Below are 22,248 nucleotides of genomic sequence, written 5' to 3'. Positions count from 1 at the left end.
GCGCGAAATGCCTACCAGCAGAGGATGATTCCGCCCTCGTCGTCGTCGGCTGCGCCGTCGGGGGGCTCGTCGACAACTGCGGTCACCGGCGCCTCGATCACGTCGTCCACGTCACGCGGCTCGCGGCGCGCACAGCGCCGGTACTCCGCCAGTGCGATCACGGGCGCGCGGTGCCGACAGCTGCCGGACCTGACGTTCTTCTTGCTCCCCATATGTCCTCCCATGCCTACGAGTGTCGGCGGGCACGGGGCCACGGACATGAGTAGTGCGGTACCTCACTTGGGGGCCACATAAGCGAAAGGCCCTGAACTGGGAATCCAGTCAGGGCCTTGCCTCTGCGAGTCGGGGTGGCGGGATTCGAACCCACGACCTCTTCGTCCCGAACGAAGCGCGCTACCAAGCTGCGCCACACCCCGCGTGAAGCCACGACAGCGTATCGCACCGAGGCAGTTGAAAGCCAAACGGGTGGTCAGAGGCACATCGCAGGCGCGCGCCGAGATTGAAGCCAGGGACAAAAATCGCGGCGATCCTGTCCCTGGCTGCAATCTCGGTGTCAGCTACGCCACTTCGTCGTCGAATCGGGGACTCAAAGTGGGCACCCGTTTCGTTGTAGGTGTCATACGACCGAAACATTTCAAGCTTTGAACGACTGGAGTGCGACATGACCGCGTTGGGCGCCACGATTTATCTGGGCTTCTTCGTCGTGGCTGCGCTGTGGCTGTTCCTGACAGCCGACGCGGATCACGACCAGGAGCCGGAACGTTCGAATTCCGTGAGGATCTCCGCAGGCCCGGAGGGGTCGAGCCCCTGGCTGGCCAACCAGTCGGCGTCGAAGTAGGTGTCGGTGTATCGGTCGCCGCTGTCGGCGATCAACGTCACCACCGATCCGCTGCGTCCCTCACGCATCATCTCGGCGAGCAACCCGAACGCACCCCACAGGTTGGTGCCGGTGGACGGTCCCACCCGCCGCCCCAGCACATTGCTGGCGTAGTGCGCGGCCGCGACCGACGCGGCATCGGGCACCGCGATCATGCGGTCGACCACCTCGGGCATGAACGACGGCTCCACGCGCGGCCTGCCGATGCCCTCGATACGTGACGACGCGCCGGTCTCCACCGGGCGCCCCTGCGCGTAACTCGGGTAGAACGCCGAGTTCTCGGGATCCACGACGCACAGCCTGGTGGCGTGCCTGCGGTAGCGGATGAACCGGCCGATGGTCGCGCTGGTGCCGCCGGTGCCCGCACCCACCACGATCCATTCCGGGATCGGGTGCCTCTCCAGCCGCATCTGCTCGTAGATCGACACCGCGATGTTGTTGTTGCCGCGCCAGTCGGTGGCGCGTTCGGCGTTGGTGAACTGGTCGAGGTAGTGGCCGCCGGTCTCGTCGGCCAGCCGCTGCGCCTCCTCGTACACCTCAGACGACTTCTCGACGAAATGGCAACGGCCGCCCTGTGCTTCGATCAGCGCGATCTTCGACGGGCTGGTCGACGCCGTCATCACCGCGATGAACGGTAGGCCCAGCAGCGCCGCGAAGTACGCCTCGGACACGGCCGTGGAGCCCGACGAGGCCTCGATGATCGTCGTGCCCTCGCAGATCCAGCCGTTGCACAGGCCGTAGAGGAACAGCGACCGCGCCAGCCGGTGCTTGAGGCTGCCGGTGATGTGCGTGGACTCGTCCTTGAGGTACAGCGCCACGTCGACGTCGTCGCACCACGCCGCGGGCAGCGGGTACCGGAGCAGGTGGGTGTCGGCGCTGCGGGTGGCGTCGGCCTCGATGAGCCGAACGGCGTTGTCCACCCACTCGCGCGGACCACTGCGCGAGACCGTGGAGACCGTCATCGACGGCGTCAGCGCGCGGACACCGACGGCGACGACGTGCCGGCCCTGGTCCCCGCGTTGCCCCCTCCGGTGGGCGCGGCCACCAGCGTCAGCAGCGTCGCCTCGGGACGACAGCAGAAACGTACCGGGGCGTACGGCGACGTGCCGATGCCCGCGGAGACGTGCAGCTGCATGTCGGCGCCCCAGCGCGACGCGCCCTTGGCACGCGAGCGGTCGAGTTCGCAGTTGGTGACGAGCGCGCCGTAGAACGGCAGGCACAGCTGACCACCGTGCGTATGCCCGGCGAGCACCAGCTGATAGCCGTCGGCGGCAAACCGGTCGAGCACGCGCGGCTCGGGGGAGTGCGTGAGCCCCAGCGTCAGGTTCGCCGCGGCGTTCGCGGGACCGGCGACGGTGTCGTAGCGGTCCCGCTTGAGGTGCGGATCGTCCACACCGGCCACCGACAGGTGCAGCCCGGCAACCTCGAGGTCGCGGCGCGTGTGGGTCAGGTCTAGCCAGCCGCGCTCGGTGAACGCCGCACGCAGGTCCTGCCACGGCAACGCCTCACCCTGGGTGCGGTGCTGCGGCTTGGTGACGTAGTTCAGCGGGTTCTTGGGCCGCGGACCGAAGTAGTCGTTGCTGCCGAACACGAACAGGCCGGGCACCGAGAGCAACTCGCTCAGCGACTGCACGACCGCGGGCACGGCCTTCGGATGGGCCAGGTTGTCACCGGTGTTGACCACCAGATCCGGCTCCAGCCGAGCCAGGTCCCGCAACCATGCCTGCTTGCGCCGCTGGTTGGGACGCATGTGCAGGTCGCTGATGTGCAGCACGCGCAGCGGTGTCGAGCCCGGCGCCAGCACCGGCATGGTCGCTTCGCGGAGTACGAACGCGTTCCGCTCGATGAGGGATGCATAACCGACCCCGGCGACAAGCGACCCTGCGGTGATGGCGGCAGCCTTCTTGATCACCGGGGCTGTCTTGACGGCGGTCTTGACGAGCGAAACGGCGGACATGCTCGCAGCCTACTGCCCCGAGCTGTCACGGATCGATCCTTGGCCGGTCCGTGACAGCTCAGAGTGGGCAAATCCACAGCCCGCGCATCGCCGTCCGCATCACGGCGGTGGCGGCGGCGGAGGCGGTCCCAGCACCGGCACCGTGATGGGCGGCAGGCCGGGGATCTCGACCACCGTCTGGCCGATCTCGGGCGGACCACCCGGGAGCGGGATGTTCACCGGCGGCGGCGGTGGCGGCGGGATGCCGTTGCTCAGCTGGATCGTGATGATCGAGCCGGGGATGGTCTGCCCGCTGGGGGTGGTGCCGACGACGGTGCCCGACCGCGCGCCGCTGTTGACGTAGCTGGCCTGATCGGCCACCTGGAAACCGGCCTCCTTGAGCCGCTGGCGCGCGGCTTCCTCGGTGAGCCCCGACACGCTCGGCACGCGCGAGCCCGGCCCGCCGTCGACATAGCGCGGATCGGTGGGCGGCAACGCGACCGGGCCGAACGATTCGGCGATCGGCTTCATCGCGGTGAACCACGTGCGGGCCGGCTCGTTACCGCCGAACAGGTTGCCGCTGCCGCACTGGCGCAGCGGGAACGAGCACAGCTCGCTGGGGTTGGGGGAGTCGTCGTAGATGTAGTTGGCCGCGGCGTACTGGTTGGTGAACCCGAGGAACGCCGAGGACCGGTTGTCCTCGGTGGTTCCGGTCTTGCCGGACATCGGCAGGTTCCAGCCCACCGAGCCGGCGGAGGCCGCCGCGGTGCCGGAGCCGGTGTCGTCCTTGCTCATGGCGTTGGCGAGGGTGTTGGCCAGCCCTTCGGGAACCACCTGCTCGCAGGTCTCGGTGGTGACGGCGACCTCGTTGCCGTTGCGGTCCACCACCTGCGCGATCGGATTCGGCGGGCACCACGTGCCGCCCGAGGCCAGTGTCGCGGCCACGTTGGACAGCTCGAGCGCGTTGACCTCGATGGGACCCAGCGTGAACGAGCCGATGTTCTGGCGCTTGACGAAGTCGGCCAGGCTCTCACTGCTCTCGGGGTCGTAGTCACGCGCGGTGCCCGGCTGCGCGTAGGACCGCAGGCCCAGCCGGACCGCCATGTCGACCGCGCGCTGCACCCCGATCTGCGAGATGAGCTTGGCGAACGCGGTGTTCGGCGAGGTGGCCAGCGCATCGGTGACGCTCATCGACCCGCGGTAGCCCCCCGCGTTCTGCACGCACCACGTTGCGGGCGGGCAGCCGCGCGCACCGCCGCTGCCCAGGCCCTTGGCCTCGAACCGGGCCGGGACGGGCAGCTGGGTGTTGATGCCCATGCCCATCTCCATGGCCGCGGCCACCGTGAAGATCTTGAACACCGAGCCCGCACCGTTGCCCACCAGGGAGAACGGCTGCGGCTGCATGGTCTCGCCGCGTTCGGTGTCGAGGCCGTAGGTACGGTTGCTCGCCATCGCGAGCACCGGATGGGACTCCTTGCCTGGCTTGATCACGCTCATGACACTCGCGACGCCGGGGGTGTCCGGAGCCGCGATGCTGTCGATGGCCGACTTGACCGAGGACTGCACGTCAGGGTCCAGCGTCGTCTTGATGAGGTAGCCGCCCTTGGCCACCTGCTCCTTGCTGATGCCCGCGCGGGCCAGGTACTCCAGCACGTAGTCGCAGAAGAACGCGCGGTCGCCCGCGGCGATGCAGCCGCGCGGCAGCTCGTTGGGCTGCGGCAGGATGCCCAGCGGCTGCTCCTTGGCGGCCCGCAGCGCCTCGGCCTCCTGCGGGATGTTCTGGATCATCGTGTCCAGCACCAGGTTCCGGCGGGCCAGGGCACCGTCGGGGTTGGTGTAGGGGTTCAGCGCGCTGGTGGACTGCACCATGCCGGCCAGCAGGGCGGCCTGCTGCCAGTTGAGCTCGGAGGCGTTGACGCCGAAGTACGTCTGGGCGGCGTCCTGGATACCGTATGCGCCGTTACCGAACGACACCAGGTTGAGATAGCGCGTGAGGATCTCGGGCTTGGTGAACGTCTTGTCGAGCGTGAGCGCCATCCGGATCTCGCGCAGCTTGCGCGCCGGGGTGGTCTCGATGGCGGCGCGACGCTCGGCGTCGGTCTGCGCGACCACCAGCAGCTGATAGTTCTTGACGTACTGCTGTTCGATGGTCGATCCGCCGCGGGTGTCGGGGTTGCCGGACAGATAGCCGGAGAGGCCCGTCAGCGTGCCCTGCCAGTCGACGCCGTTGTGCTCGGCGAACCGCTTGTCCTCGATGGACACGATCGCGAGCTTCATGGTGTTGGCGATTTGTTCGCTGGGAACCTCGAAGCGGCGTTGCGAGTACAGCCACGCGATGGTGTTTCCCTTGGCGTCGACCATGGTCGACACCTGCGGTACCTCACCCTCGACGAGGGCCGCGGAACCGTTGGCCACGACGTCGGAGGCGCGGTTGGACATGAGCCCGAACCCGCCCACGACGGGGAACATCAAAGCGGCCGCGAGCACACTTGCGAGAAGGCAGCACCAAGCGAGCTTGATGACGATGACCGCCCGCGGTGGCTGCGCGGAAGGTCCTGTCGGCAGCTCCGGCATGCATACAGAGTAACGAGCTTGCTGGGAGCCCTCAGGGGCCAGCGGCCCGACGGGCGCATCCCCCTACCTCGGGCAAAACCCCACGAGGGGCCACCTGTGGGGGCAGACTGCACGGCCGTCCCAAAAAAGGGGGTTCCAAACTGTTGCGTAAATACCCTCTGACCACCTAGCTTGGATGCACAGTGCGATCCAGGTAACACCACTTGGCGCAATGTGGCATAGATCGCATAGGCGTTCTACCGGAGGGGCTTGATGCCCGCCATCAGGGGTAGATGGCTGGAATGAAGGGATCGCTGGTGTCAGCTACACACACTGTCGCACGTAAGGCGAGCACTCTCTCTACGACCACGAACACCGCACAGCACCGGGACTCCGAAGCGCGGATCGCGTGGGTGTCGCAGGCGCGCTGCCGTCAGGCCGACCCCGACGAGCTGTTCGTCCGCGGCGCGGCGCAGCGCAAGGCCGCGGTGATCTGCCGGCATTGCCCGGTGATCCTCGAATGCGGCGCGGACGCGCTCGACAATCGAGTTGAGTTCGGCGTGTGGGGAGGCATGACCGAACGCCAACGCCGGGCGTTGCTCAAGCAGCACCCCGAAGTGAGCTCCTGGGCCGATTTCTTCGCGGCTCAGCGCAAGCACCGCAGCGCAGTCTGAGAAACCGACCGGGCCCGCCGAGCAGGCGGGCTCGTTCGTTTGCGGGCACGCTTCCGACGGTTCGCTCAGGCGGGAGGCCGCGCGTTGGTGCCGTTCTGTCGGGGCGCGACACCGGCCGCACGACTGTAATGTCGGCAGTCGTGGTACCCGATGACCAGAAGCAGTGACTGATCCTGCTCGCACGCTTCCGCTGTCGGCGATGATCTCAGGCGCCGCCGGAATGCTGATCCCGCTGGCCGGGGCGAGGGATCCCGGCGACGACCCACTGGTGAGCGACGTCGCCCTGCACGAACCGGGCGAACCGGCCGACTACCGCGGCACGATCGTCTTGGTCAACTCCCGCATCGATGACCGTTTCGTGCTCGGATCCCTGCTCGACGAGGTGGGAACCGCTGGGGCCGTTGTACTTCCGCCCGGCGCGACGACGGACCTCTCCCTGGTGCGCGGCCACACCGCCAGGCTGTTCCGCCGCTCTCCGTGGGTGGGGTGGAGCGAGTTGTTCCGCGTCCTGGTCCGCCTGCTCGGCGCGGGCCACACGGTCGACCCGGCGCCTCAGGTCGACAATCTGCAGGCCCTCGCCCGCTGGATCAGCACGCGGACCGGGGCGCCGGTGACCATCGAGGATCTCGACTCGCGGGTGCTCGCCTACGCCGTCGTCGGGCACGACGTCGACCCGATTCGCAACCAGACCATCCTGGGCGGCGCCGTCCCGGCCTGGCGCGTCGAACGGCTCATGTCCACCGGATTCCTGCCCGCGGTGTGGCGCTCCGACGACGTCGTGGTGCGCAACGCCGAGAACGGCGACCCGGCGCGCATGGTGGTCTCGGTGAAGACCGGGGGCGAGACGCTCGGCACGATCTGGGCGGCGCTGGACGACGCCACCGACCGCGACGCGCTGCGCCAGTTGCTGCTGCAGGTGCGCCAGACGGCAGCCGCGATGATGCTGCGCGAGGTCCACCTCGAGCAGTACGAGCGTCGCCTCCGTGAGGCCGCGCTCGTCGATCTGATCTCGCGCGGAGTCGATCCCGGCGTCCCCGCCGCGCTGCTCGGTCTGCAACCGGACACCAGGCACGTCGTCGTCGCGCTGGGAGCTGATGCGCCCGAGTCCCGCTCGCTGATGTTCCACATGCAGGCGCTGCGCGCCGGGGCGCGGCCGGCGCGGGTGGGAACGGATCTGCTCGTCGTGGTTCCGCTGCAGGACGACGAGGTGACCGACGCCGACGTCGCAGGCAATCTGTCCGTGCACCTGGCGCGGGTCTCACGCGCCCGCTGCGGCACCGTCGCCGTGGGTTCGGTGGTCGACTCCATCCTGGACCTGCAGCGCTCCGCTGTCGTCGCGCGTCAGGTTCTCGACGCGGCCGCCCTCGACATCGGCTGCCGACGCACACGCGAAGCGACCCCGCCGGTGATCACGGCAGCCGACGTGGCCGACCCGCTCACCTTGGTCCGGGCCGCGGACCTGCTCGACCCGCTTGGCGACGCCATCGCGGAACCGTTGCGCGCGTTGCGTCGTCACGACATCGACCACGGCACCGCGTTCGTCGACACCGTCGCTGCGGTCCTCGACCACCCCGGCAACCTGAGCGGTGCGGCCCGCGAACTCGGTATCCACGCCAACTCGCTGCGCTACCGGCTGGACCGGATCACCGCGGTGGCCGGGCTGGACCTGCAGTCGGCAGCGGCGCGACTGCGGGCGGCCCTGGCACTGCTGGTGTGGGAGCGACGCGGTGAATCCGTACGCGCCACTGTGCACTTCGACGAGAAACGGGGATCTCGTTAGTGCATTCCGGAGAGGGCGCCGATCGCGGCGTGGTGTCGCTCTCCGGATCCGACGAAGATTCGCCCGGATTTTCTCAGCCCGCACGACTCCCTCCACCGGCCACGGTGTTCATAGGTTTTACAGGTGACTGACGCACCACCGCGGGCCGGCGCACCACTGCCGAGCCCGGAGGAGCTCCTGTACCGGCGCGAACAGATCGTCGCCGACGTGGTCCGGCAGGGGTTCATCGACGATCTGCACCCGCTGTGCGGGGTCATCGACCTCGACACCCTCGACGAACTCATGGCGTCGCTGCACGCGGCGTACCCGGCCGATCTGCCGGCTCTGCACACGATCGCGGCCAAGGCGATATCGCTGCGGCCGGTTCTCGCGCGGTTCGCCGCGGCGGGGTTCGGATGCGAGGTGGCCAGCCCCGGCGAGCTCGAACTCGCACTCGCGGCCGGGTTTCCGGCCGAGCGCATCGTGTTCGACTCGCCGGCCAAGACCCCGACCGAGATCGCCAGGGCGCTCGAGTTGGGGGTGTCGTTCAACGTCGACAACTTCGAGGAACTCGCGCGGATCGACGCGGCCGTCGCTCGCAACGGCAGGCCCCGGTCGGTGATCGGGGTGCGGGTGAATCCCCAGACCGGTGCCGGAACCATCGACGCGATGAGTACGGCCACCTCGACGTCGAAGTTCGGCATCGGGTTGGCCGACCACCGTGACGAGATCATCGACGCCTTCGCAACCCGGCCCTGGCTGACGCAGCTGCACGTCCACAGCGGCTCACAGGGGATGAGCCTGGAGCACGCGGCCGAAGGCGTGCGGCTCACGACAGACCTGGCCGCCGACATCGACGCACGGGCCGGATCGCGGCAGATCCAGCGGATCGACGTCGGTGGCGGACTGCCGGTGAACTTCCGATCCGACGACGTCACACCGACTTTCGCCGACCACCGGGCGGCGCTGCAGGCCGCTGCCCCGCGTCTGTTCGACGGGACCTACACCGTGGTGACCGAATTCGGCCGGGCGCTGACCGCCAAGGCCGGCACCGTCGTCGCCCGCGTCGAGTACACGAAGGTGACGGGCGGGCGTCCGATCGCCATCACCCACGCCGGTGTGCAGGTGGCCACCCGCTCGATCTTCGCGCCCGAGGCCTGGCCACTGCGGGTCGAGGTGTACGACGCGCACGGGCGGCGCCGCGACGACCCGCCTCGGGTGCAGGACGTGGCGGGCCCCGCCTGCTTCACCGGGGACATGCTCGCCGTCGGACGGGAACTGCCGCCGGTCCACGCAGGTGACCTGGTCGCCGTCCCCGACACCGGCGGCTATTACTTCTCGACGCACTTCTCCTACAACGCATTACCCAGACCCGCCGTCTACACCGTGGGAACCGACCAGCACGGTGACCGACGGTGGTCACTGGCCCGCCGGGCCCAGACGATCGAGCAGATCGTCGCAGAGGCCGGTGAACCATCACTCGAACCACTGACGTTTCGCCCGCCCAACCGCCCCTCCGACTGATTGGCATTGCCTCATGCTCGAATCGAGATCCGATCTGTCCTCGTCCGACGAACCCCGCTCCGGCCTCGCCCGGTCGCTGAGAACGCGGCATATGACCATGATCGCGATCGGCGGCGCCATCGGTGCCGGGCTCTTCGTCGGCAGCGGCGCGGTGATCAAGACCGCGGGCCCGGCCGCGATCGTGTCGTACGTCGTGGCCGGTGCGCTCGTGCTGTGCACCCTGCGGATGCTCGGCGAGATGGTCGTGGCGAAACCCAGGACCGGCGCGTTCGCCGACTATGCCCGGATCGGCATCGGCCCGTGGGCCGGGTTCACGCTCGGCTGGCTGTACTGGTACTATTACGTGATCATCATCGCGGTGGAAGCCGTTGCGGGAGCGCAGATCCTGGCTGTCTGGGTGGGGCTTCCGCTGTGGCTCATGGCGATGCTGCTGATGGCCGCGCTGACGTTGACCAACCTCATCTCGGTGCGGTGGTTCGGCGAGTTCGAGTTCTGGTTCTCCGGCATCAAGGTCGCCGCGATCGTGTCCTTCATCGTCGTCGGCCTGCTGTGGGTGTTCGGCGTGTGGCCGGGTGACACCAACGGGTTGACCAACCTGGTGGCCCACGGAGGCTTCGCGCCCAACGGATTCGGATCGATCTTCGGGGCCGTGGTCGTGGTGATCTTCGCGTTCGGCGGGGCCGAGATCGTCACCATCGCAGCGGCGGAGAGCGCCGAACCGGCGAAATCGGTTGCCAGGGCCACCACGGGCGTCATCTGGCGGATCATCCTCTTCTACGTCGGGTCGATCTTCCTGGTGGTGTGCATCCTGCCGTGGAACGACGCATCCGTGTTGTCCAGTCCGTACGTCGCGGCGCTGGAGAAACTGCAGATCCCCGGTGCGGGACTGATCATGAACATCGTCATCCTCACCGCGGTGCTCTCGGTGCTCAACTCGTCGATCTACACGTCCTCACGCATGCTGCGGGTGCTCGCGTCACACGGCGATGCGCCACAGTGGCTGGTGCGCACCAACACTCGCGGTGTCCCCACCCGCGCGATCCTCGCGAGCACCGTCGTCGGGTGGGTCTCGGTGGTGCTGGCCTACATCGCGCCCGATTCGCTGTTCCTGTTCCTGGTGAACTCGTGCGGCGTGGTGGCGATCTTCATGTACGTGATGATCGGGGTCTCGGAGTTGCGGGTGCGCCGGGCCATCGAACGTGAGGACCCCGCGAAACTGACGCTCAAGATGTGGTTCTTCCCGTACCTGCCGATCGCGGTGATCGCATGCTTCGTCCTGGTTCTCGTGGCCATGTTGTTCGACGCCGATCAGCGCGTGCAACTGTTGGCGAGCGTGGTCAGCCTGGCGGTCGTCCTGCTCGCCTATGCCCTGCGCAAACGTCACGGCCAGGTGCCCGCCACAGACACGAAACAGGCTGCGAGAACCGATGAGTGACTTCTTCACCCGCGCATCGTCGATGCTGACGGACATGGCCGCGTGGTCGGTCCGCATCACCGACCTGAACACCGGTGAGATCCTGTGGGAGCACGACCCCGAGCGCGTGCTCAAGACGGCCAGCGTCGGGAAGATATTCCTGCTGGCCGAGGTGGCCCGGCGGTTCGAGAACAGGACCCTGGACCCCGCCGAGATCGTCACGGCCGCACCAGAAGACGTGGTGGCGGACTCCGGGATTCTCTACCTGTTGCAGGGGCAGGACCTGCGCATCGACGATCTGTGTCTGCTGATCGGTGCGGTGAGCGACAACATGGCCACCAACATCCTGCTGCGCCGGCTCGGACTCGACGAGGTGCAGCGCGCCACGAAAGATCTGGGTTTCACGGCCAGCGGACTGCGGGACCGGGTGCGGCTGAACCGATCTCAGGACGATCCGCTCACCTTGTCGACAGGCAATGCCGCCGAACTGTGTGAGTTCGTGGCGCGCCTGCACTCCGGTGACATCCACGGCGCCGAGGTCTCCCGCCAGGTGCGCACCTGGTTGGGCGTCAACACCGACCTGTCCATGGTGGCGCGCGCCTTCGGTCTCGACCCGCTGGCACACACCGAACCCGACCGGTTCGCACTGTGGAACAAGACCGGAACCATCTCCGACGCGCGCATCGACATCGGATGCGCCACGCACGGCGATCGCAGCGTCGGCTACGCCGTCCTGGCCAACTGGGCGTGGGGGCAGGACCACCGCGACCCGGTCCTGGACACCATGGGATGGCTGGGCTGCGAGATCCGCCGGTACCTGCAGAACCGCTAGGCGGTTTCGGTGACGCCGGTGATCTGATCGGCGATCGCGCGCAGCGCCTCGAGATCGGAAACGTCGAACGGCAGTGACGGCACCCCGACGATCGCGACGTGCGGGTTGGCGCCGGTGAACCGCGAAAGCAGACGCACCTCGCGCTTGGCCGTCTGCGCGCGGTCGGCGTGGATGCGCAACACCGAGGCGGTCAGCGAGTCGGGATCCTCGGCAGCGAGTTCGTCGGCGGCCTCTTCGGCCTTCTCGGCGTGCAGATCGCACAGCGTCGGATGTGTGCGGTTGAGGATCAGGCCCGCGAGCGGCATGCGCTCACCGGAAAGCCGGTCGACGAAGAACGATGCCTCGCGCAGCGCGTCCGGTTCGGCCGCGGACACCACCACGAACTGGGTGCCCCGGCGTTTGAGCAGATCGTAGGTGCGGTCGGCCTTCTCGCGGAACCCACCGAACGTGGCGTCCAGGGACTGCACGAAACTGGCTGCGTCGGAGAGCATCTGGGAGCCCAGCACGGTCGACATCGCCTTCATCGCGAGCCCGACGGCACCTGTGACGAGCTTGCCGATACCGCGACCGGGGGCGAGCAGCATGCGCCACAGGCGGCTGTCCATGAAGCTGCCCAACCGTTTCGGTGCATCCAGGAAGTCCAGAGCGTTGCGCGACGGCGGCGTGTCGACGACCACCAGATCCCACTTGTCCTCGGACAGCAACTGCCCGAGTTTCTCCATCGCCATGTACTCCTGCGTGCCCGCGAGCGAGGTGGCGACAGTTTGGTAGAACTGGTTCTCCAGAATCTGGTCGGCCACACCGGCACCCGAGTACTGCATCACCATCTCGTCGAACGTGCGACGCATGTCGAGCATCATCGCGTGCAGTTCCCCGGTCACCTCGGGCGCCAACGGCACGCGCTGCGGCGTGTTGCCCAGGTCCTTGATGCCGAGCGCCTGCGCGAGACGCTTTGCCGGGTCGATGGTGAGGACCACGACCGTGCGGCCGTACTCGGCGGCCCGCAGCGCCATCGCCGCGGCGGTCGTGGTTTTGCCGACACCGCCTGCGCCGCAACACACCACGACGCGGTTCGACGTGTCGGCGAGAATCGAGCCCATGTCGAGGGCCGGTGGTGTGGTGCTCATCTGACCCCCTGGGCGGCGAGTTCTTCGGCGAGTTCGTAGAGGCTGCCCAGGTCGACACCGTCGGCCAGTGCGGGCAGGTCCAGGCGCGGGATGTCGATCTCGTCGAGCAGTTCGGCGCTTTCCTTGCGGGCCTTGATGCGGGTCGCGTGCTGGATCGCCTCGGTGAGCAGACCCGCAAAGTTCTCGTCCGACAACGTGATTCCCGCCTTGCTCAGGTCGGCGCGGATCGTGTCGGCGTCGAGGTCACCCTCGGCGGCCTTGGCCAGGTCGTCCGGAGACAGGTACGCGGGGATGTTGCGGTTGACGATGACGCTGCCGATCGGCAGGTTCAGTTCCTTGAGTTCGTCGATGGCCTCCAGGGTCTCCTGGATGGGCAGTGCCTCCAGCAGCGTCACGAGATGGATCGCGGTCTGCTCGGAGTGCAGCAGCTTCACCACACCTTCGGCCTGCGAGTGCACCGGCCCGCCCTTGGCCAGATCCGAGACGGCCTTGGTGACGTCGAGGAATCGCGAGATACGGCCTGTCGGTGGGGAATCCACGACGACGGCGTCGTAGCCGCTGCGCTTGTGCTTCTCGTCGCGCATGGTCTTGGGGCGCACCACGATCTCTTTGATCTTGCCCGTCAGCAGAACGTCACGCAGACCCGGCGCGATGGTGGTGGCGAACTCGATGGCGCCGATGCGGCGCATCGCGCGGCCGGCGAGGCCGAGGTTGTAGAACATGTCGAGGTATTCCAGGAACGCGGCCTCGATGTCGATGGCCAGGGCGTTGACCTGTCCGCCGCCTTCCGCGGTGGCGATCTTGACCTCTTCGTACGGCAGCGGCGGGACGTCGAACAGCTGCGCGATGCCCTGACGTTCCTCGACCTCCACGAGCAGGACCCTGCGCCCGTGCGCGGCGAGTGCGAGGGCCAGCGCCGCGGCGATCGTGGATTTGCCAGTTCCGCCCTTGCCGGATACGAAATGCAGTCTGGCCTTCGTCAGCCGCGACGGCCAACCGACATGTTTGGCGCCGCTCTCTGTGGTTGCCACCAGTGCATGCTAACCAAGCCCGGCAGCCCGACCGATAAGCTCGCCCCATGAGTGAACCGACTCGCTGGGAGTACGCCACGGTGCCGTTGCTGACACATGCCACCAAACAGATCCTTGACCAGTGGGGGAGCGACGGCTGGGAACTGGTCTCGGTCCTGCCCGGGCCGACCGGTGAGCAGCACGTCGCCTACCTGAAGCGGCCGAAGTGAGCGGCGCGTCGTGGTCGGCACGGCTGGCCGAGCTGGGCATCGAACTGCCGGGCGTCGTCCCGCCCGTGGCCGCCTACGTGCCTGCAGTGCACACCGGCAACCACGTCTACACCTCGGGTCAGCTGCCCATCCGCGGCGGTGAGCTGATCAAGGCGGGCAAGGTCGGCGCCGAGGTGAGCGCCGAGGAGGCCAAGGAGCTCGCACGGGTGTGCGGCCTCAACGCGCTGGCCGCCGTGCACGCGCTCGTCGGCATCGATTCCGTCGTCAAGGTGGTCAAGGTCGTCGGCTTCGTCGCGTCGGCCCCCGGCTTCGGCGGGCAGCCCGGCGTCGTCAACGGCGCCTCGGAACTGTTCGGCGAGATCTTCGGCGACGCCGGCGCGCACGCGCGCTCGGCGGTCGGGGTGGCCGAGTTGCCGATCAACGCCCCCGTCGAGGTCGAGATCATCGTCGAGGTCACGCCGGGACTCGCGTGAGCGATCTCCAGCATCCCGCCTACGGGTTGTTGCGGCCGGTGACCGGATCGGCGTCGGTGCTGCTGTGCAACAACCCGGGCCTGATGACGCTGGAGGGCACCAACACGTGGGTGCTGCGTGCGCCCCGCAGCGACGAGATCGTGGTGGTCGACCCGGGCCCCGACGACGACGAGCACATCGCACGCGTCGCCGAGCTCGGGACGATCAGCCTGGTGCTCATCAGCCACAAGCACGAGGACCACACCGGCGGCATCGACAAGATCGTCGAGCGGACCGGCGCGGTGGTGCGCTCGGTGGGCAGCGGGTTCCTGCGCGGACTGGGCGGGCCGTTGACCGACGGTGAGGTGATCGACGCGGCCGGCCTGCGCATCACGGTGATGGCGACCCCCGGGCACACCGCGGACTCGTTGTCGTTCGTGCTCGACGACGGCGACGGGCCGGGTGCGGTGCTGACCGCCGACACCGTCCTGGGTCGCGGCACCACCGTCATCGACACCGAGGACGGCAGCCTGCGTGACTACCTCGATTCGCTGCACCGGCTCAAGGGGCTCGGTGAGCGGGTTGTGCTGCCCGGCCACGGGCCCGAGCTCGGGGATCTGTCGGGCGTCGCGCAGATGTACCTGGCGCACCGGGAGGAACGGCTCGAGCAGGTGCGTGAGGCGTTACGCGAACTCGGCGACGATGCCACCGCGCGCCAAGTCGTCGAACACGTCTACACCGACGTCGACGAGAAACTGTGGGACGCCGCGGAGAAGAGCGTTCAGGCCCAGCTCGACTACCTGCGGCACTGACGTTCTTTCGCCGAAACCGCATTCCAGCAGGGGGTGACTTGCACTTCCCTGACGGAATGCCGTTTCGGCGAACGGGGCGAGGTGCTAGCGGGCGCGGCGGGCCAGACGCTCGCTGTCGGAGATCAGCACGCTCTTGCCCTCCAGGCGGATCCAGCCGCGGTGGGCGAAGTCGGCCAGCGCCTTGTTGACGGTCTCGCGCGACGCGCCGACCAGCTGGGCGATCTCTTCCTGCGTGAGGTCGTGGGTGACGCGCAGCGCGCCGCCCTCCTGCGTGCCGAACCGCTGCGCCAGCTGCAGGAGCTGCTTGGCGACACGACCGGGCACGTCGGTGAAGATCAGATCCGCCAGGTTGTTGTTGGTGCGGCGCAGGCGGCGCGCGAGCACGCGCAGCAGCTGCTCGGCGATCTCGGGCCGGTCGGCGATCCAGGCGCGCAGCGCATCGCGGTCCATCGAGACCGCGCGCACCTCGGTGATCGTGGTCGCGCTGGACGTACGGGGGCCGGGGTCGAAGATCGACAGCTCACCGAACATGTCCGACGGACCCATGATGGTCAGCAGGTTCTCGCGACCGTCCGGGGACCGGCGGCCGATCTTCACCTTGCCGGAGATGATGATGTACAGCCGATCGCCGGGCTCACCTTCGGCGAACACGGTGTGTCCGCGCGGGAAGTCGACGGGCTGCAACTGCTTGGTCAGCGCCGCAACGGCGGTGGGTTCGACTCCCTGGAAGATTCCGGCCCTGGCCAGGATCTCGTCCACGTTGCCCCTCTTAAGCTAATGGGTGGTAAGACCTCAGACTGATATTGCCTGCTCAGTCTAGAGGTACGCGGTTTCGCGACTAGCCAACGCTACACACGATAGGCATGGCGAGTCGCCGGAAACTGCGGATTGGTCGCCTGCGGATCGCTGCGCCGGAGCGGTAGATGGGCGTCGGAAGAGCTCGAACCGACGGTCTGAAGGACCAGTTCGCGGTGGTGCAGCTCGCTCACCGGCAGGGCCGCCAAGGCCGAGGCCGCGCCACGAGCGGTGCTCCTGACCTGGCGTGGTGCCTGCTCGCGGGCCAGACCGGCCTCGAGCCGGTCCAGGCCGAACGTCGCCAGCATGAGCAACCCCGGGGTGAGCGCCACCAGCAGCCAAGACACAAGCCAGTAGTTAACACGGCCCAGGTCTCAGCAGGGTCACAAACCGGGGCACAAATGCCACCGGTCGGGTGTGTCGCCGCCGCCTCGCCTCAATACGGGCTCAACACGCCGATCGGGCACCGTCAGCCGTGGTCAGTACCCTGACAGGCGTGAGTGCGGGTGCCGCCCGGGCGGCGAAACCAAAGAAGTCGGACGCGAAGAAGTGGGACTCCGAGACGCACCTGGGTCTCGTGCGTCGTGCCCGACGGATGAACCGGACGCTGGCCAAGGCGTTCCCGCACGTGTACTGCGAGCTGGACTTCACCAACCCGCTCGAGCTCACGGTCGCGACCATCCTGTCGGCGCAGAGCACCGACAAGCGGGTCAACCTGACCACGCCCGCGCTGTTCAAGAAGTACCGCACCGCGCTCGACTACGCGCAGGCCGACCGCACCGAACTCGAAGAGCTGATCCGGCCAACGGGGTTCTACCGGAACAAGGCCAACTCGCTGATCAAGCTCGGCCAGGAACTCGTCGAGCGCTTCGACGGTGAGGTGCCCAAGACCCTCGACGAGCTGGTCACGCTGCCCGGAGTCGGGCGCAAGACCGCCAACGTCATCCTGGGCAACGCCTTCGACATCCCCGGCATCACGGTCGACACGCACTTCGGCCGGCTCGTGCGCCGCTGGCGCTGGACCGACCACGAGGATCCGGTCAAGGTCGAGTTCGCGGTGGCCGAGCTCATCGAACGCAGCGAGTGGACCCTGCTGAGCCACCGCGTGATCTTCCACGGCCGCCGCGTGTGCCACGCCCGTAAACCCGCGTGCGGCGTGTGCGTGCTGGCCAAGGACTGCCCGTCGTACGGCATCGGCCCCACCGACCCGCCGACCGCGGCCGCCCTGGTCAAAGGCCCCGAGACCGAGCATCTGCTGGCGCTGGCCGGTTTGTGAGCCGTGGGCACACGATGAGCGTCTCGACCCGGTGGACCGTCGCGGTCCTGGTGGTTCTGCTGGCGTTGGGCACCGCATTCTGGCTGGAGTTGCGTGACGACGGCGCGGCCCCGGGTGCCGAGGCTCCCAGCGCGACGGCGCGCGACCACCGCGACGCCGACACCCCCGAGGCGCTCGCCGAACCCCGCGCCCGCGCCGATCTGCCGCCGTGCCCCGGCCCGGGAAACGGGCAGGGACCCGAGGCGCTGCGCGGGATGACCCTCGAATGCGCGGGCGACGGAGACCCGGTCGACGTCGCCGCGGCGCTGGCCGGCCGGCCCGTGGTGCTGAATTTGTGGGCGTACTGGTGCGGCCCGTGCGCCGACGAACTGCCCGCGATGGCCGAGTACCAGCGCCGCAACCCCGACGTCCTGGTGCTCACGGTGCACCAGGATGAGAACGAGACGGCCGCGCTGCTGCGGCTCGCCGAACTGGGCGTGCGGCTGCCGACGTTGCAGGACGGCCGCAGGCTGGTCGCCGCGGCACTCAAGGTGCCCAACGTCATGCCTGCCACCGTTGTGCTGCGTCCGGACGGTAGCGTTGCCGAGATCCTGCCCCGCTCGTTCGTCGACGCCGACGAGATCGCGGCGGCGGTCGATGAGTTGATCCGATCGAGCCGATAGGAGCACCGAGGGTGAGTTCGACGCCCGAGGGGCTGGTTCCCGACGCCGCCCCGCCCTGGCTCAGACCGCTGTTGGACAACGTCGGGCACGTGCCGAACGCCTACCGCCGCCGGGTCCCGCCCGAGGTGCTCGCGAGCATCGTCGAGGCCAATCATCAGGCCGCCGAAACCGGTTCGCGGCGCGACGCGGCCGTTCTGGTGCTGTTCTCCGGCCCGCCGGACGCGCCGGCGGGGGTGCTGCCCGACGACGCCGACCTGCTGGTGACGGTCCGCGCCTCGACGCTGCGTCACCACGCCGGGCAGGCCGCGTTCCCGGGCGGCGCCACCGATCCCGGGGACACCGGCCCGGTCGCGACGGCATTCCGCGAGGCCACCGAGGAGACCGGCGTCGACACCAGCCGGCTGCACCCGCTGGCCACGCTGGACAAGATGTTCATCCCGCCGTCGGGCTTCCACGTCGTCCCGGTGCTGGCGTACTCGCCGGATCCGGGCCCGGTGACCGTGGTCGACGAGGCCGAGACCGCGGCGGTGTCGCGGGTGCCGGTGCGCGCGTTCATCAATCCGGAGAACCGGCTGATGGTGTACCGCGAGAGCAACACGAGCCGTTTCGCGGGTCCGGCGTTCCTGCTCAACGAGATGTTGGTGTGGGGTTTCACGGGTCAGGTGATCTCGGCGATGCTCGATGTCGCGGGCTGGGCCAAGCCGTGGAACACCGACGACGTGCGGGGACTGGAGGAAGCAATGGCGCTAGTCGGCCGTGCGAGCAGTTACGGTGAAGCCCATCGTGGAACTGGAATTTGATGACACCCTCGCTGTGGCTTGATCTGGCCGTCGTCGCCATCGCCTTCGTCGCCGCCATCTCGGGTTGGCGTTCGGGGGCGCTGGGCTCGTTGATGTCGTTCATCGGCGTCGTGCTCGGTGCGGTGGCCGGTGTGCTGCTGGCCCCGCACGTGATCCCGCACGTGGACGGCGCGCGCACCAAACTGTTCGTGACGCTGTTCCTCATCCTCGCGCTCGTCGTGGTCGGCGAGATCGCGGGTGTGGTGCTGGGTCGCGCGGTGCGCGGCACCATCCGCAGCGGACTGTTCCGCGCGTTCGACTCGGTCGTCGGCGTGAGCCTGATGCTCGTCGCGGTCCTGGTCGCGGCGTGGCTGCTGGGCAGCCTGCTGACGTCGTCGGACCAGCCGAACCTCGCGGCCGCCGTGAAGGGTTCGCGGGTGCTGTCCGAGGTGGACCGTGTGGCGCCGACGTGGCTGCGCCAGGTGCCGACGCGGCTGTCGGGGCTGCTGGACACCTCGGGCCTGCCCGATGTGCTCGAGCCGTTCGGCCGCACCCCGATCGTCAACGTCGACGCGCCTGATGCGGCGTTGGCCGACGACGCCGTGGTCGCCGCGACGCGGCCCAGTGTGGTCAAGATCCGCGGCGTCGCGCCGAGCTGCCAGAAGGTGTTGGAGGGCAGTGGATTCGTGGTCGCGCCCAGCCGCGTGATGTCCAACGCGCACGTGGTGGCCGGTGCCGACAGCGTGACCGTGGAGGTCGACGGCGAGACCTACGACGCGCACGTGGTCTCGTACGACCCCGACGCCGACATCTCGATCCTCGACGTGCCGAACCTGCCGTCGGCGCCGCTGGCGTTCGCGGCGGACCCGGCGCCGCAGGGCACCGATGCCGTGGTGATGGGCTACCCGGGCGGTGGCGACTTCCTGGCCACGCCCGCGCGGGTGCGCGAGATCATCGAGCTCAACGGACCCGACATCTACCGCACCACCACCGTGACCCGCGAGGTTTACACCGTCAGAGGAACGGTGCGGCAAGGCAATTCGGGTGGGCCGATGATCAACCGGGCGGGCAAGGTGCTCGGCGTGGTGTTCGGTGCGGCCGTCGACGACGTCGACACGGGCTTCGTGCTCACCGCCAAGGAGGTCGAGCGCCAGCTCGCCAAGATCGGCAACACCGAGCGCGTCGCCACCGGGACCTGCATCAACTCCTGATCTGCGTCAGGAACCTGCCCAGCTGCTCGTTGACGGCGTCGGGCTGCTCCTCGTGCGCGAAATGCCCGGCGCCGGTGATCGATACGTACCGGCCGTGTGGCGCGAACCGCTGCGTGCGGTACACCGGGTCGGGCAGCACGTAGGGATCCTCGTCGCCACGCAGGTGCAGCACCGGTACGTTCACCGGTCGCCGCATCGACGCCATGAACCGCCTGCCCTCACCGCGCAGTTGGCTGCGCACGGCCCAGCGCTGGTATTCCAGCGCCGAGTGCGCGGCACCGGGAATCTGGATGGCGCGGCGCAGATGTCGCATCGTCTCGGCGAAGTCCGGGGTCTGCTGCCACGCGTCCCCGGCGCGGCTGCGGACCACGCGCTCGAGTTCGGCGGCGTCGTGGCGGGTGAGCTTGCGCTCGGGCCACATCGGCACCTGGTAGCCCAGCATCCACGGCAGCAGCGCGCGGCCCTGATCGCGGCGTCGCAACGCCGAGGCGCGCAGCGCCACCGGATGCGGGGAGCTGATGACCGCGATCGCGTTCACCGCGCGCGGATGCAGCACCGAGGTCGCCCAGCACACCAGGCCGCCGTCGGCGTGACCCACGAGCGTCGCGGACGTGTGGCCCAGCGCGCGCACCAGACCGGCGGTGTCGCCGGCCAGCGTCCAGCCGTCGTAGCCGCGGGGCGGTTTGTCGCTGCCGCCGTACCCGCGCAGATCGACCGCGACCACACGCGCGTCGCGCAGGCCCGTGAGTTGGTGACGCCACGACCACCAGAACGATCCGAAGCCGTGCAGCAGGATGACCAGCGGCCGATCGCTGGTGACTCCGGGTTCGACTGCCTCGGGCGCGGCTTCGACGACGTGGAAGCGAATGCCGTTGGCGTGCACCTGCAGATGCCGCCACGGCCCGTCGATCCGAGTGACCGAGGGGTCAGGTGCCGGCATTACCAGCCGGACGGGTCAGAGGCCGGTTTGGCGTCGGCGTCGACCTGAGCGGGGGTCTTGTCGTGGCCCGGCGTCAGTGCCTCACGCGTTTCCTTGACGGATTCGATGGTCTGGCGCGGCCCGCGGATACGGCGCACCTTGAGGAAACCGAACAGCGCCAGCGCGCCCGTGACCACCAGCATGATGGCGAACACGATCAGGAACGCGACCCACCGCCACAGCCACGTGTCGAGAAGTTCGGCCAGGAAGAAGAAGAAAAAGAACGTCGAGTAGAACAGCACCACGAGCGCGGCGATGAAGAAGACGCTGCCCGTGAGGCCCTTCTTGACGTCGCGCGTGATCTCGGCCTTGGCCAGTTCCACCTCGGCGCGCACGAGCGTCGAGACCTGCGCGGTGGCGTCCTTGACCAGATCGCCGATCGACGGATCCGGCTTGGGGGCGTGCGGATCCACCAGCGGAATCGAGGTCACCGTTGCCGGTACGCCGTTCCTGCGGTCGCCAATGCTCACGGACACATCCTCCCCGGATTCAATGCGTTTCGCGGTTCATGTTGCCATGCGGGCACGGGGTAAACGATCCGGGCCAGTGAACCGACCCCAGTAGACTTCCCCGTAGTTCATTGGGTTACGCGGGTCGGGCGCGTCGATGGGAGGACAGTTGGCGAGCAGACACCGCTGGCGGTTGCTTGTTGGTGCACCGGTTGTTGCCTTGTTCGCTGTGCTTGCTCCGTGGACTTCGGGGCACGCGCAAGCCGCACCTCCCGTGGTGCTCGGCGGCGGGTCGGGCATCGTCGTCGACGGCGAGTCGTTCTGCACCCTCACCGCGATCGGCCACGACAACGCGGGCCGGCTCATCGGGTTCACCTCTGCGCACTGCGGCGGGCCCGGCGCGACCGTGGCCGCCGAGAGCGACGTCGCCGCGGGCGTGCTGGGCACGATGGTCGCGGGCAACGACCTGCTCGACTACGCGGTGATCGAGTTCGACCCGCAGAAGGTCACGCCGACCAACAACATCAACGGGTTCCGTATCGACGGCATCGGACCGGATCCGCGGTTCGGCGAGATCGCGTGCAAGCTGGGCCGCACCACGGGCTATTCGTGCGGCGTGACGTGGGGCCCGGGCAAGGATCCCGGCACCATCGTCAACCAGGTGTGCGGCCAGCCCGGTGACTCCGGGGCGCCCGTGACGGTCAACAACCTGCTGGTCGGCATGATCCACGGCGCGTTCACCGAGGATCTGCCCACGTGCGTCGTGAAGTTCGTGCCGCTGCACACGCCCGCGGTCACCATGTCGATCAACACTCAACTGGCCGACATCACCGCCAAGAACCGTCCCGGCACGGGCTTCGTCCCGATCCGGTAGCTGCCAGACGCATGAACAGAACT

The 22,248-nt window shown here is 68.5% G+C and carries 23 protein-coding genes and 1 tRNA gene; 13 read left to right on the top strand and 11 right to left on the bottom strand.

Annotated elements, in window-relative coordinates:
* Window positions 1–11: 11 nt before the first annotated feature.
* The 5 genes from AT701_RS30325 to ponA2 form a co-directional block, all read right to left on the bottom strand.
* Complete coding sequence (locus tag AT701_RS30325) at window positions 12–212, bottom strand: hypothetical protein (protein ID WP_162267852.1); 201 nt, start codon at window positions 210–212, stop codon at window positions 12–14.
* A gap of 130 nt (window positions 213–342) precedes the next feature.
* A tRNA-Pro gene (locus AT701_RS30320) sits at window positions 343–416 on the bottom strand.
* A gap of 325 nt (window positions 417–741) precedes the next feature.
* Window positions 742–1,839, bottom strand: a complete 1,098-nt coding sequence (gene cds1 / locus AT701_RS30315) for an L-cysteine desulfhydrase Cds1 (protein WP_011731115.1) — start codon at window positions 1,837–1,839, stop codon at window positions 742–744.
* 8 nt (window positions 1,840–1,847) lie between these two features.
* Entirely contained in the window at window positions 1,848–2,834 is a 987-nt protein-coding gene (locus tag AT701_RS30310; RefSeq protein WP_011731114.1) for a metallophosphoesterase, read from the bottom strand.
* Window positions 2,835–2,933: 99 nt separating this feature from the next.
* Window positions 2,934–5,387, bottom strand: a complete 2,454-nt coding sequence (gene ponA2, locus AT701_RS30305; RefSeq protein ID WP_014878583.1) for a transglycosylase/D,D-transpeptidase PonA2 — start codon at window positions 5,385–5,387, stop codon at window positions 2,934–2,936.
* Window positions 5,388–5,683: 296 nt separating this feature from the next.
* On the opposite strand from ponA2, the gene AT701_RS30295 reads away from it, so the two are divergent.
* The 5 genes from AT701_RS30295 (at window position 5,684) to AT701_RS30275 (ending at window position 11,569) form a co-directional block, all read left to right on the top strand.
* Complete coding sequence (locus tag AT701_RS30295) at window positions 5,684–6,040, top strand: WhiB family transcriptional regulator (protein ID WP_011731112.1); 357 nt, start codon at window positions 5,684–5,686, stop codon at window positions 6,038–6,040.
* Window positions 6,041–6,203: 163 nt separating this feature from the next.
* Window positions 6,204–7,820, top strand: a complete 1,617-nt coding sequence (locus tag AT701_RS30290; protein ID WP_011731111.1) for a PucR family transcriptional regulator — start codon at window positions 6,204–6,206, stop codon at window positions 7,818–7,820.
* A 123-nt stretch (window positions 7,821–7,943) separates the two neighbouring features.
* The gene (locus tag AT701_RS30285) at window positions 7,944–9,323 is read left to right on the top strand and encodes a type III PLP-dependent enzyme domain-containing protein (protein ID WP_011731110.1); all 1,380 of its coding nucleotides are present in this window, start codon (window positions 7,944–7,946) and stop codon (window positions 9,321–9,323) included.
* A 13-nt stretch (window positions 9,324–9,336) separates the two neighbouring features.
* On the top strand, window positions 9,337–10,758 hold the full coding sequence (locus AT701_RS30280) for an amino acid permease (RefSeq protein ID WP_058127165.1): 1,422 nt from the start codon (window positions 9,337–9,339) through the stop codon (window positions 10,756–10,758).
* Entirely contained in the window at window positions 10,751–11,569 is an 819-nt protein-coding gene (locus tag AT701_RS30275) for a serine hydrolase (protein ID WP_058127164.1), read from the top strand. The genes AT701_RS30280 and AT701_RS30275 overlap by 8 nt, the downstream gene beginning before the upstream one ends.
* On the opposite strand, the gene bagB is transcribed toward AT701_RS30275, so the two are convergent.
* Both bagB and bagA read right to left on the bottom strand, forming a co-directional pair.
* Window positions 11,566–12,696, bottom strand: coding sequence for an ATPase BagB (bagB, locus tag AT701_RS30270; RefSeq protein ID WP_011731107.1), 1,131 nt, complete (start codon window positions 12,694–12,696; stop codon window positions 11,566–11,568). The two genes, AT701_RS30275 and bagB, sit on opposite strands and share 4 nt — an antisense overlap.
* Complete coding sequence (gene bagA, locus AT701_RS30265) at window positions 12,693–13,727, bottom strand: ATPase BagA (protein WP_003897588.1); 1,035 nt, start codon at window positions 13,725–13,727, stop codon at window positions 12,693–12,695. The genes bagB and bagA overlap by 4 nt, the downstream gene beginning before the upstream one ends.
* A 47-nt stretch (window positions 13,728–13,774) precedes the next feature.
* Here bagA and sp36 point away from each other — a divergent pair, with 47 nt between their 5' ends.
* The 3 genes from sp36 to AT701_RS30250 are packed head-to-tail and all read left to right on the top strand — an operon-like array spanning window position 13,775 to window position 15,200.
* Window positions 13,775–13,936 (top strand): Sp36 family protein, encoded by a 162-nt coding sequence (gene sp36, locus AT701_RS30260; RefSeq protein ID WP_003897587.1) that lies wholly within the window; start codon window positions 13,775–13,777, stop codon window positions 13,934–13,936.
* Window positions 13,933–14,409 (top strand): RidA family protein, encoded by a 477-nt coding sequence (locus AT701_RS30255; protein ID WP_003897586.1) that lies wholly within the window; start codon window positions 13,933–13,935, stop codon window positions 14,407–14,409. Before sp36 ends, AT701_RS30255 begins: the two co-directional genes overlap by 4 nt.
* Window positions 14,406–15,200 (top strand): MBL fold metallo-hydrolase, encoded by a 795-nt coding sequence (locus tag AT701_RS30250; RefSeq protein WP_011731106.1) that lies wholly within the window; start codon window positions 14,406–14,408, stop codon window positions 15,198–15,200. Before AT701_RS30255 ends, AT701_RS30250 begins: the two co-directional genes overlap by 4 nt.
* Window positions 15,201–15,284: 84 nt before the next feature.
* Here AT701_RS30250 and crp read toward each other — a convergent pair whose 3' ends face one another.
* The gene (gene crp / locus AT701_RS30245) at window positions 15,285–15,959 is read right to left on the bottom strand and encodes a cAMP-activated global transcriptional regulator CRP (RefSeq protein WP_003897584.1); all 675 of its coding nucleotides are present in this window, start codon (window positions 15,957–15,959) and stop codon (window positions 15,285–15,287) included.
* Between the two features lie 89 nt (window positions 15,960–16,048).
* Window positions 16,049–16,342 carry a hypothetical protein gene (locus AT701_RS30240; protein ID WP_011731105.1) on the bottom strand — a complete coding sequence of 98 codons (294 nt, stop codon included), beginning with the start codon at window positions 16,340–16,342 and terminating at the stop codon, window positions 16,049–16,051.
* 149 nt (window positions 16,343–16,491) lie between these two features.
* On the opposite strand from AT701_RS30240, the gene nth reads away from it, so the two are divergent.
* The 4 genes from nth to marP are packed head-to-tail and all read left to right on the top strand — an operon-like array spanning window position 16,492 to window position 19,923.
* Window positions 16,492–17,271 carry an endonuclease III gene (nth, locus tag AT701_RS30235; protein WP_011731104.1) on the top strand — a complete coding sequence of 260 codons (780 nt, stop codon included), beginning with the start codon at window positions 16,492–16,494 and terminating at the stop codon, window positions 17,269–17,271.
* 14 nt (window positions 17,272–17,285) lie between these two features.
* Window positions 17,286–17,933 (top strand): TlpA family protein disulfide reductase, encoded by a 648-nt coding sequence (locus AT701_RS30230; RefSeq protein ID WP_011731103.1) that lies wholly within the window; start codon window positions 17,286–17,288, stop codon window positions 17,931–17,933.
* 11 nt (window positions 17,934–17,944) lie between these two features.
* Window positions 17,945–18,733 carry an NUDIX hydrolase gene (locus AT701_RS30225; protein WP_058127163.1) on the top strand — a complete coding sequence of 263 codons (789 nt, stop codon included), beginning with the start codon at window positions 17,945–17,947 and terminating at the stop codon, window positions 18,731–18,733.
* The gene (gene marP / locus AT701_RS30220) at window positions 18,733–19,923 is read left to right on the top strand and encodes an acid resistance serine protease MarP (protein WP_011731101.1); all 1,191 of its coding nucleotides are present in this window, start codon (window positions 18,733–18,735) and stop codon (window positions 19,921–19,923) included. The genes AT701_RS30225 and marP overlap by 1 nt, the downstream gene beginning before the upstream one ends.
* Here marP and AT701_RS30215 read toward each other — a convergent pair.
* Entirely contained in the window at window positions 19,913–20,863 is a 951-nt protein-coding gene (locus AT701_RS30215) for an alpha/beta fold hydrolase (RefSeq protein ID WP_003897578.1), read from the bottom strand. The genes marP and AT701_RS30215 overlap by 11 nt on opposite strands.
* A complete protein-coding gene (locus AT701_RS30210) occupies window positions 20,863–21,372 on the bottom strand; it encodes a phage holin family protein (RefSeq protein WP_003897577.1) in 510 nt (169 codons plus the stop codon). The genes AT701_RS30215 and AT701_RS30210 overlap by 1 nt, the downstream gene beginning before the upstream one ends.
* A gap of 136 nt (window positions 21,373–21,508) precedes the next feature.
* Here AT701_RS30210 and AT701_RS30205 point away from each other — a divergent pair, with 136 nt between their 5' ends.
* Window positions 21,509–22,225: a S1 family peptidase gene (locus AT701_RS30205; RefSeq protein WP_162139568.1), complete on the top strand. Its 717-nt coding sequence runs from the start codon at window positions 21,509–21,511 to the stop codon at window positions 22,223–22,225.
* The last annotated feature ends 23 nt before the right edge of the window (window positions 22,226–22,248 follow it).

This window comes from Mycolicibacterium smegmatis (assembly GCF_001457595.1).
Lineage (GTDB): Bacteria > Actinomycetota > Actinomycetes > Mycobacteriales > Mycobacteriaceae > Mycobacterium > Mycobacterium smegmatis.
The sequence above is the reverse complement of the archived record's forward strand: the minus strand, read 5'-3'. Positions and strand labels throughout refer to the sequence as shown.

Excerpts from the sequence above, each read along its gene's own strand:
- marP (WP_011731101.1), top strand. The coding sequence starts at position 18,733 with ATGACACCCTCGCTGTGGCTTGATCTGGCCGTCGTCGCCATCGCCTTC.
- bagB (WP_011731107.1), bottom strand. The coding sequence starts at position 12,696 with ATGAGCACCACACCACCGGCCCTCGACATGGGCTCGATTCTCGCCGAC.
- AT701_RS30230 (WP_011731103.1), top strand. The coding sequence starts at position 17,286 with ATGAGCGTCTCGACCCGGTGGACCGTCGCGGTCCTGGTGGTTCTGCTG.
- cds1 (WP_011731115.1), bottom strand. The coding sequence starts at position 1,839 with ATGACGGTCTCCACGGTCTCGCGCAGTGGTCCGCGCGAGTGGGTGGAC.
- AT701_RS30325 (WP_162267852.1), bottom strand. The coding sequence starts at position 212 with ATGGGGAGCAAGAAGAACGTCAGGTCCGGCAGCTGTCGGCACCGCGCG.
- AT701_RS30280 (WP_058127165.1), top strand. The coding sequence starts at position 9,337 with ATGCTCGAATCGAGATCCGATCTGTCCTCGTCCGACGAACCCCGCTCC.
- sp36 (WP_003897587.1), top strand. The coding sequence starts at position 13,775 with ATGAGTGAACCGACTCGCTGGGAGTACGCCACGGTGCCGTTGCTGACA.
- AT701_RS30310 (WP_011731114.1), bottom strand. The coding sequence starts at position 2,834 with ATGTCCGCCGTTTCGCTCGTCAAGACCGCCGTCAAGACAGCCCCGGTG.
- AT701_RS30205 (WP_162139568.1), top strand. The coding sequence starts at position 21,509 with ATGGGAGGACAGTTGGCGAGCAGACACCGCTGGCGGTTGCTTGTTGGT.
- AT701_RS30275 (WP_058127164.1), top strand. The coding sequence starts at position 10,751 with ATGAGTGACTTCTTCACCCGCGCATCGTCGATGCTGACGGACATGGCC.
- ponA2 (WP_014878583.1), bottom strand. The coding sequence starts at position 5,387 with ATGCCGGAGCTGCCGACAGGACCTTCCGCGCAGCCACCGCGGGCGGTC.
- AT701_RS30215 (WP_003897578.1), bottom strand. The coding sequence starts at position 20,863 with ATGCCGGCACCTGACCCCTCGGTCACTCGGATCGACGGGCCGTGGCGG.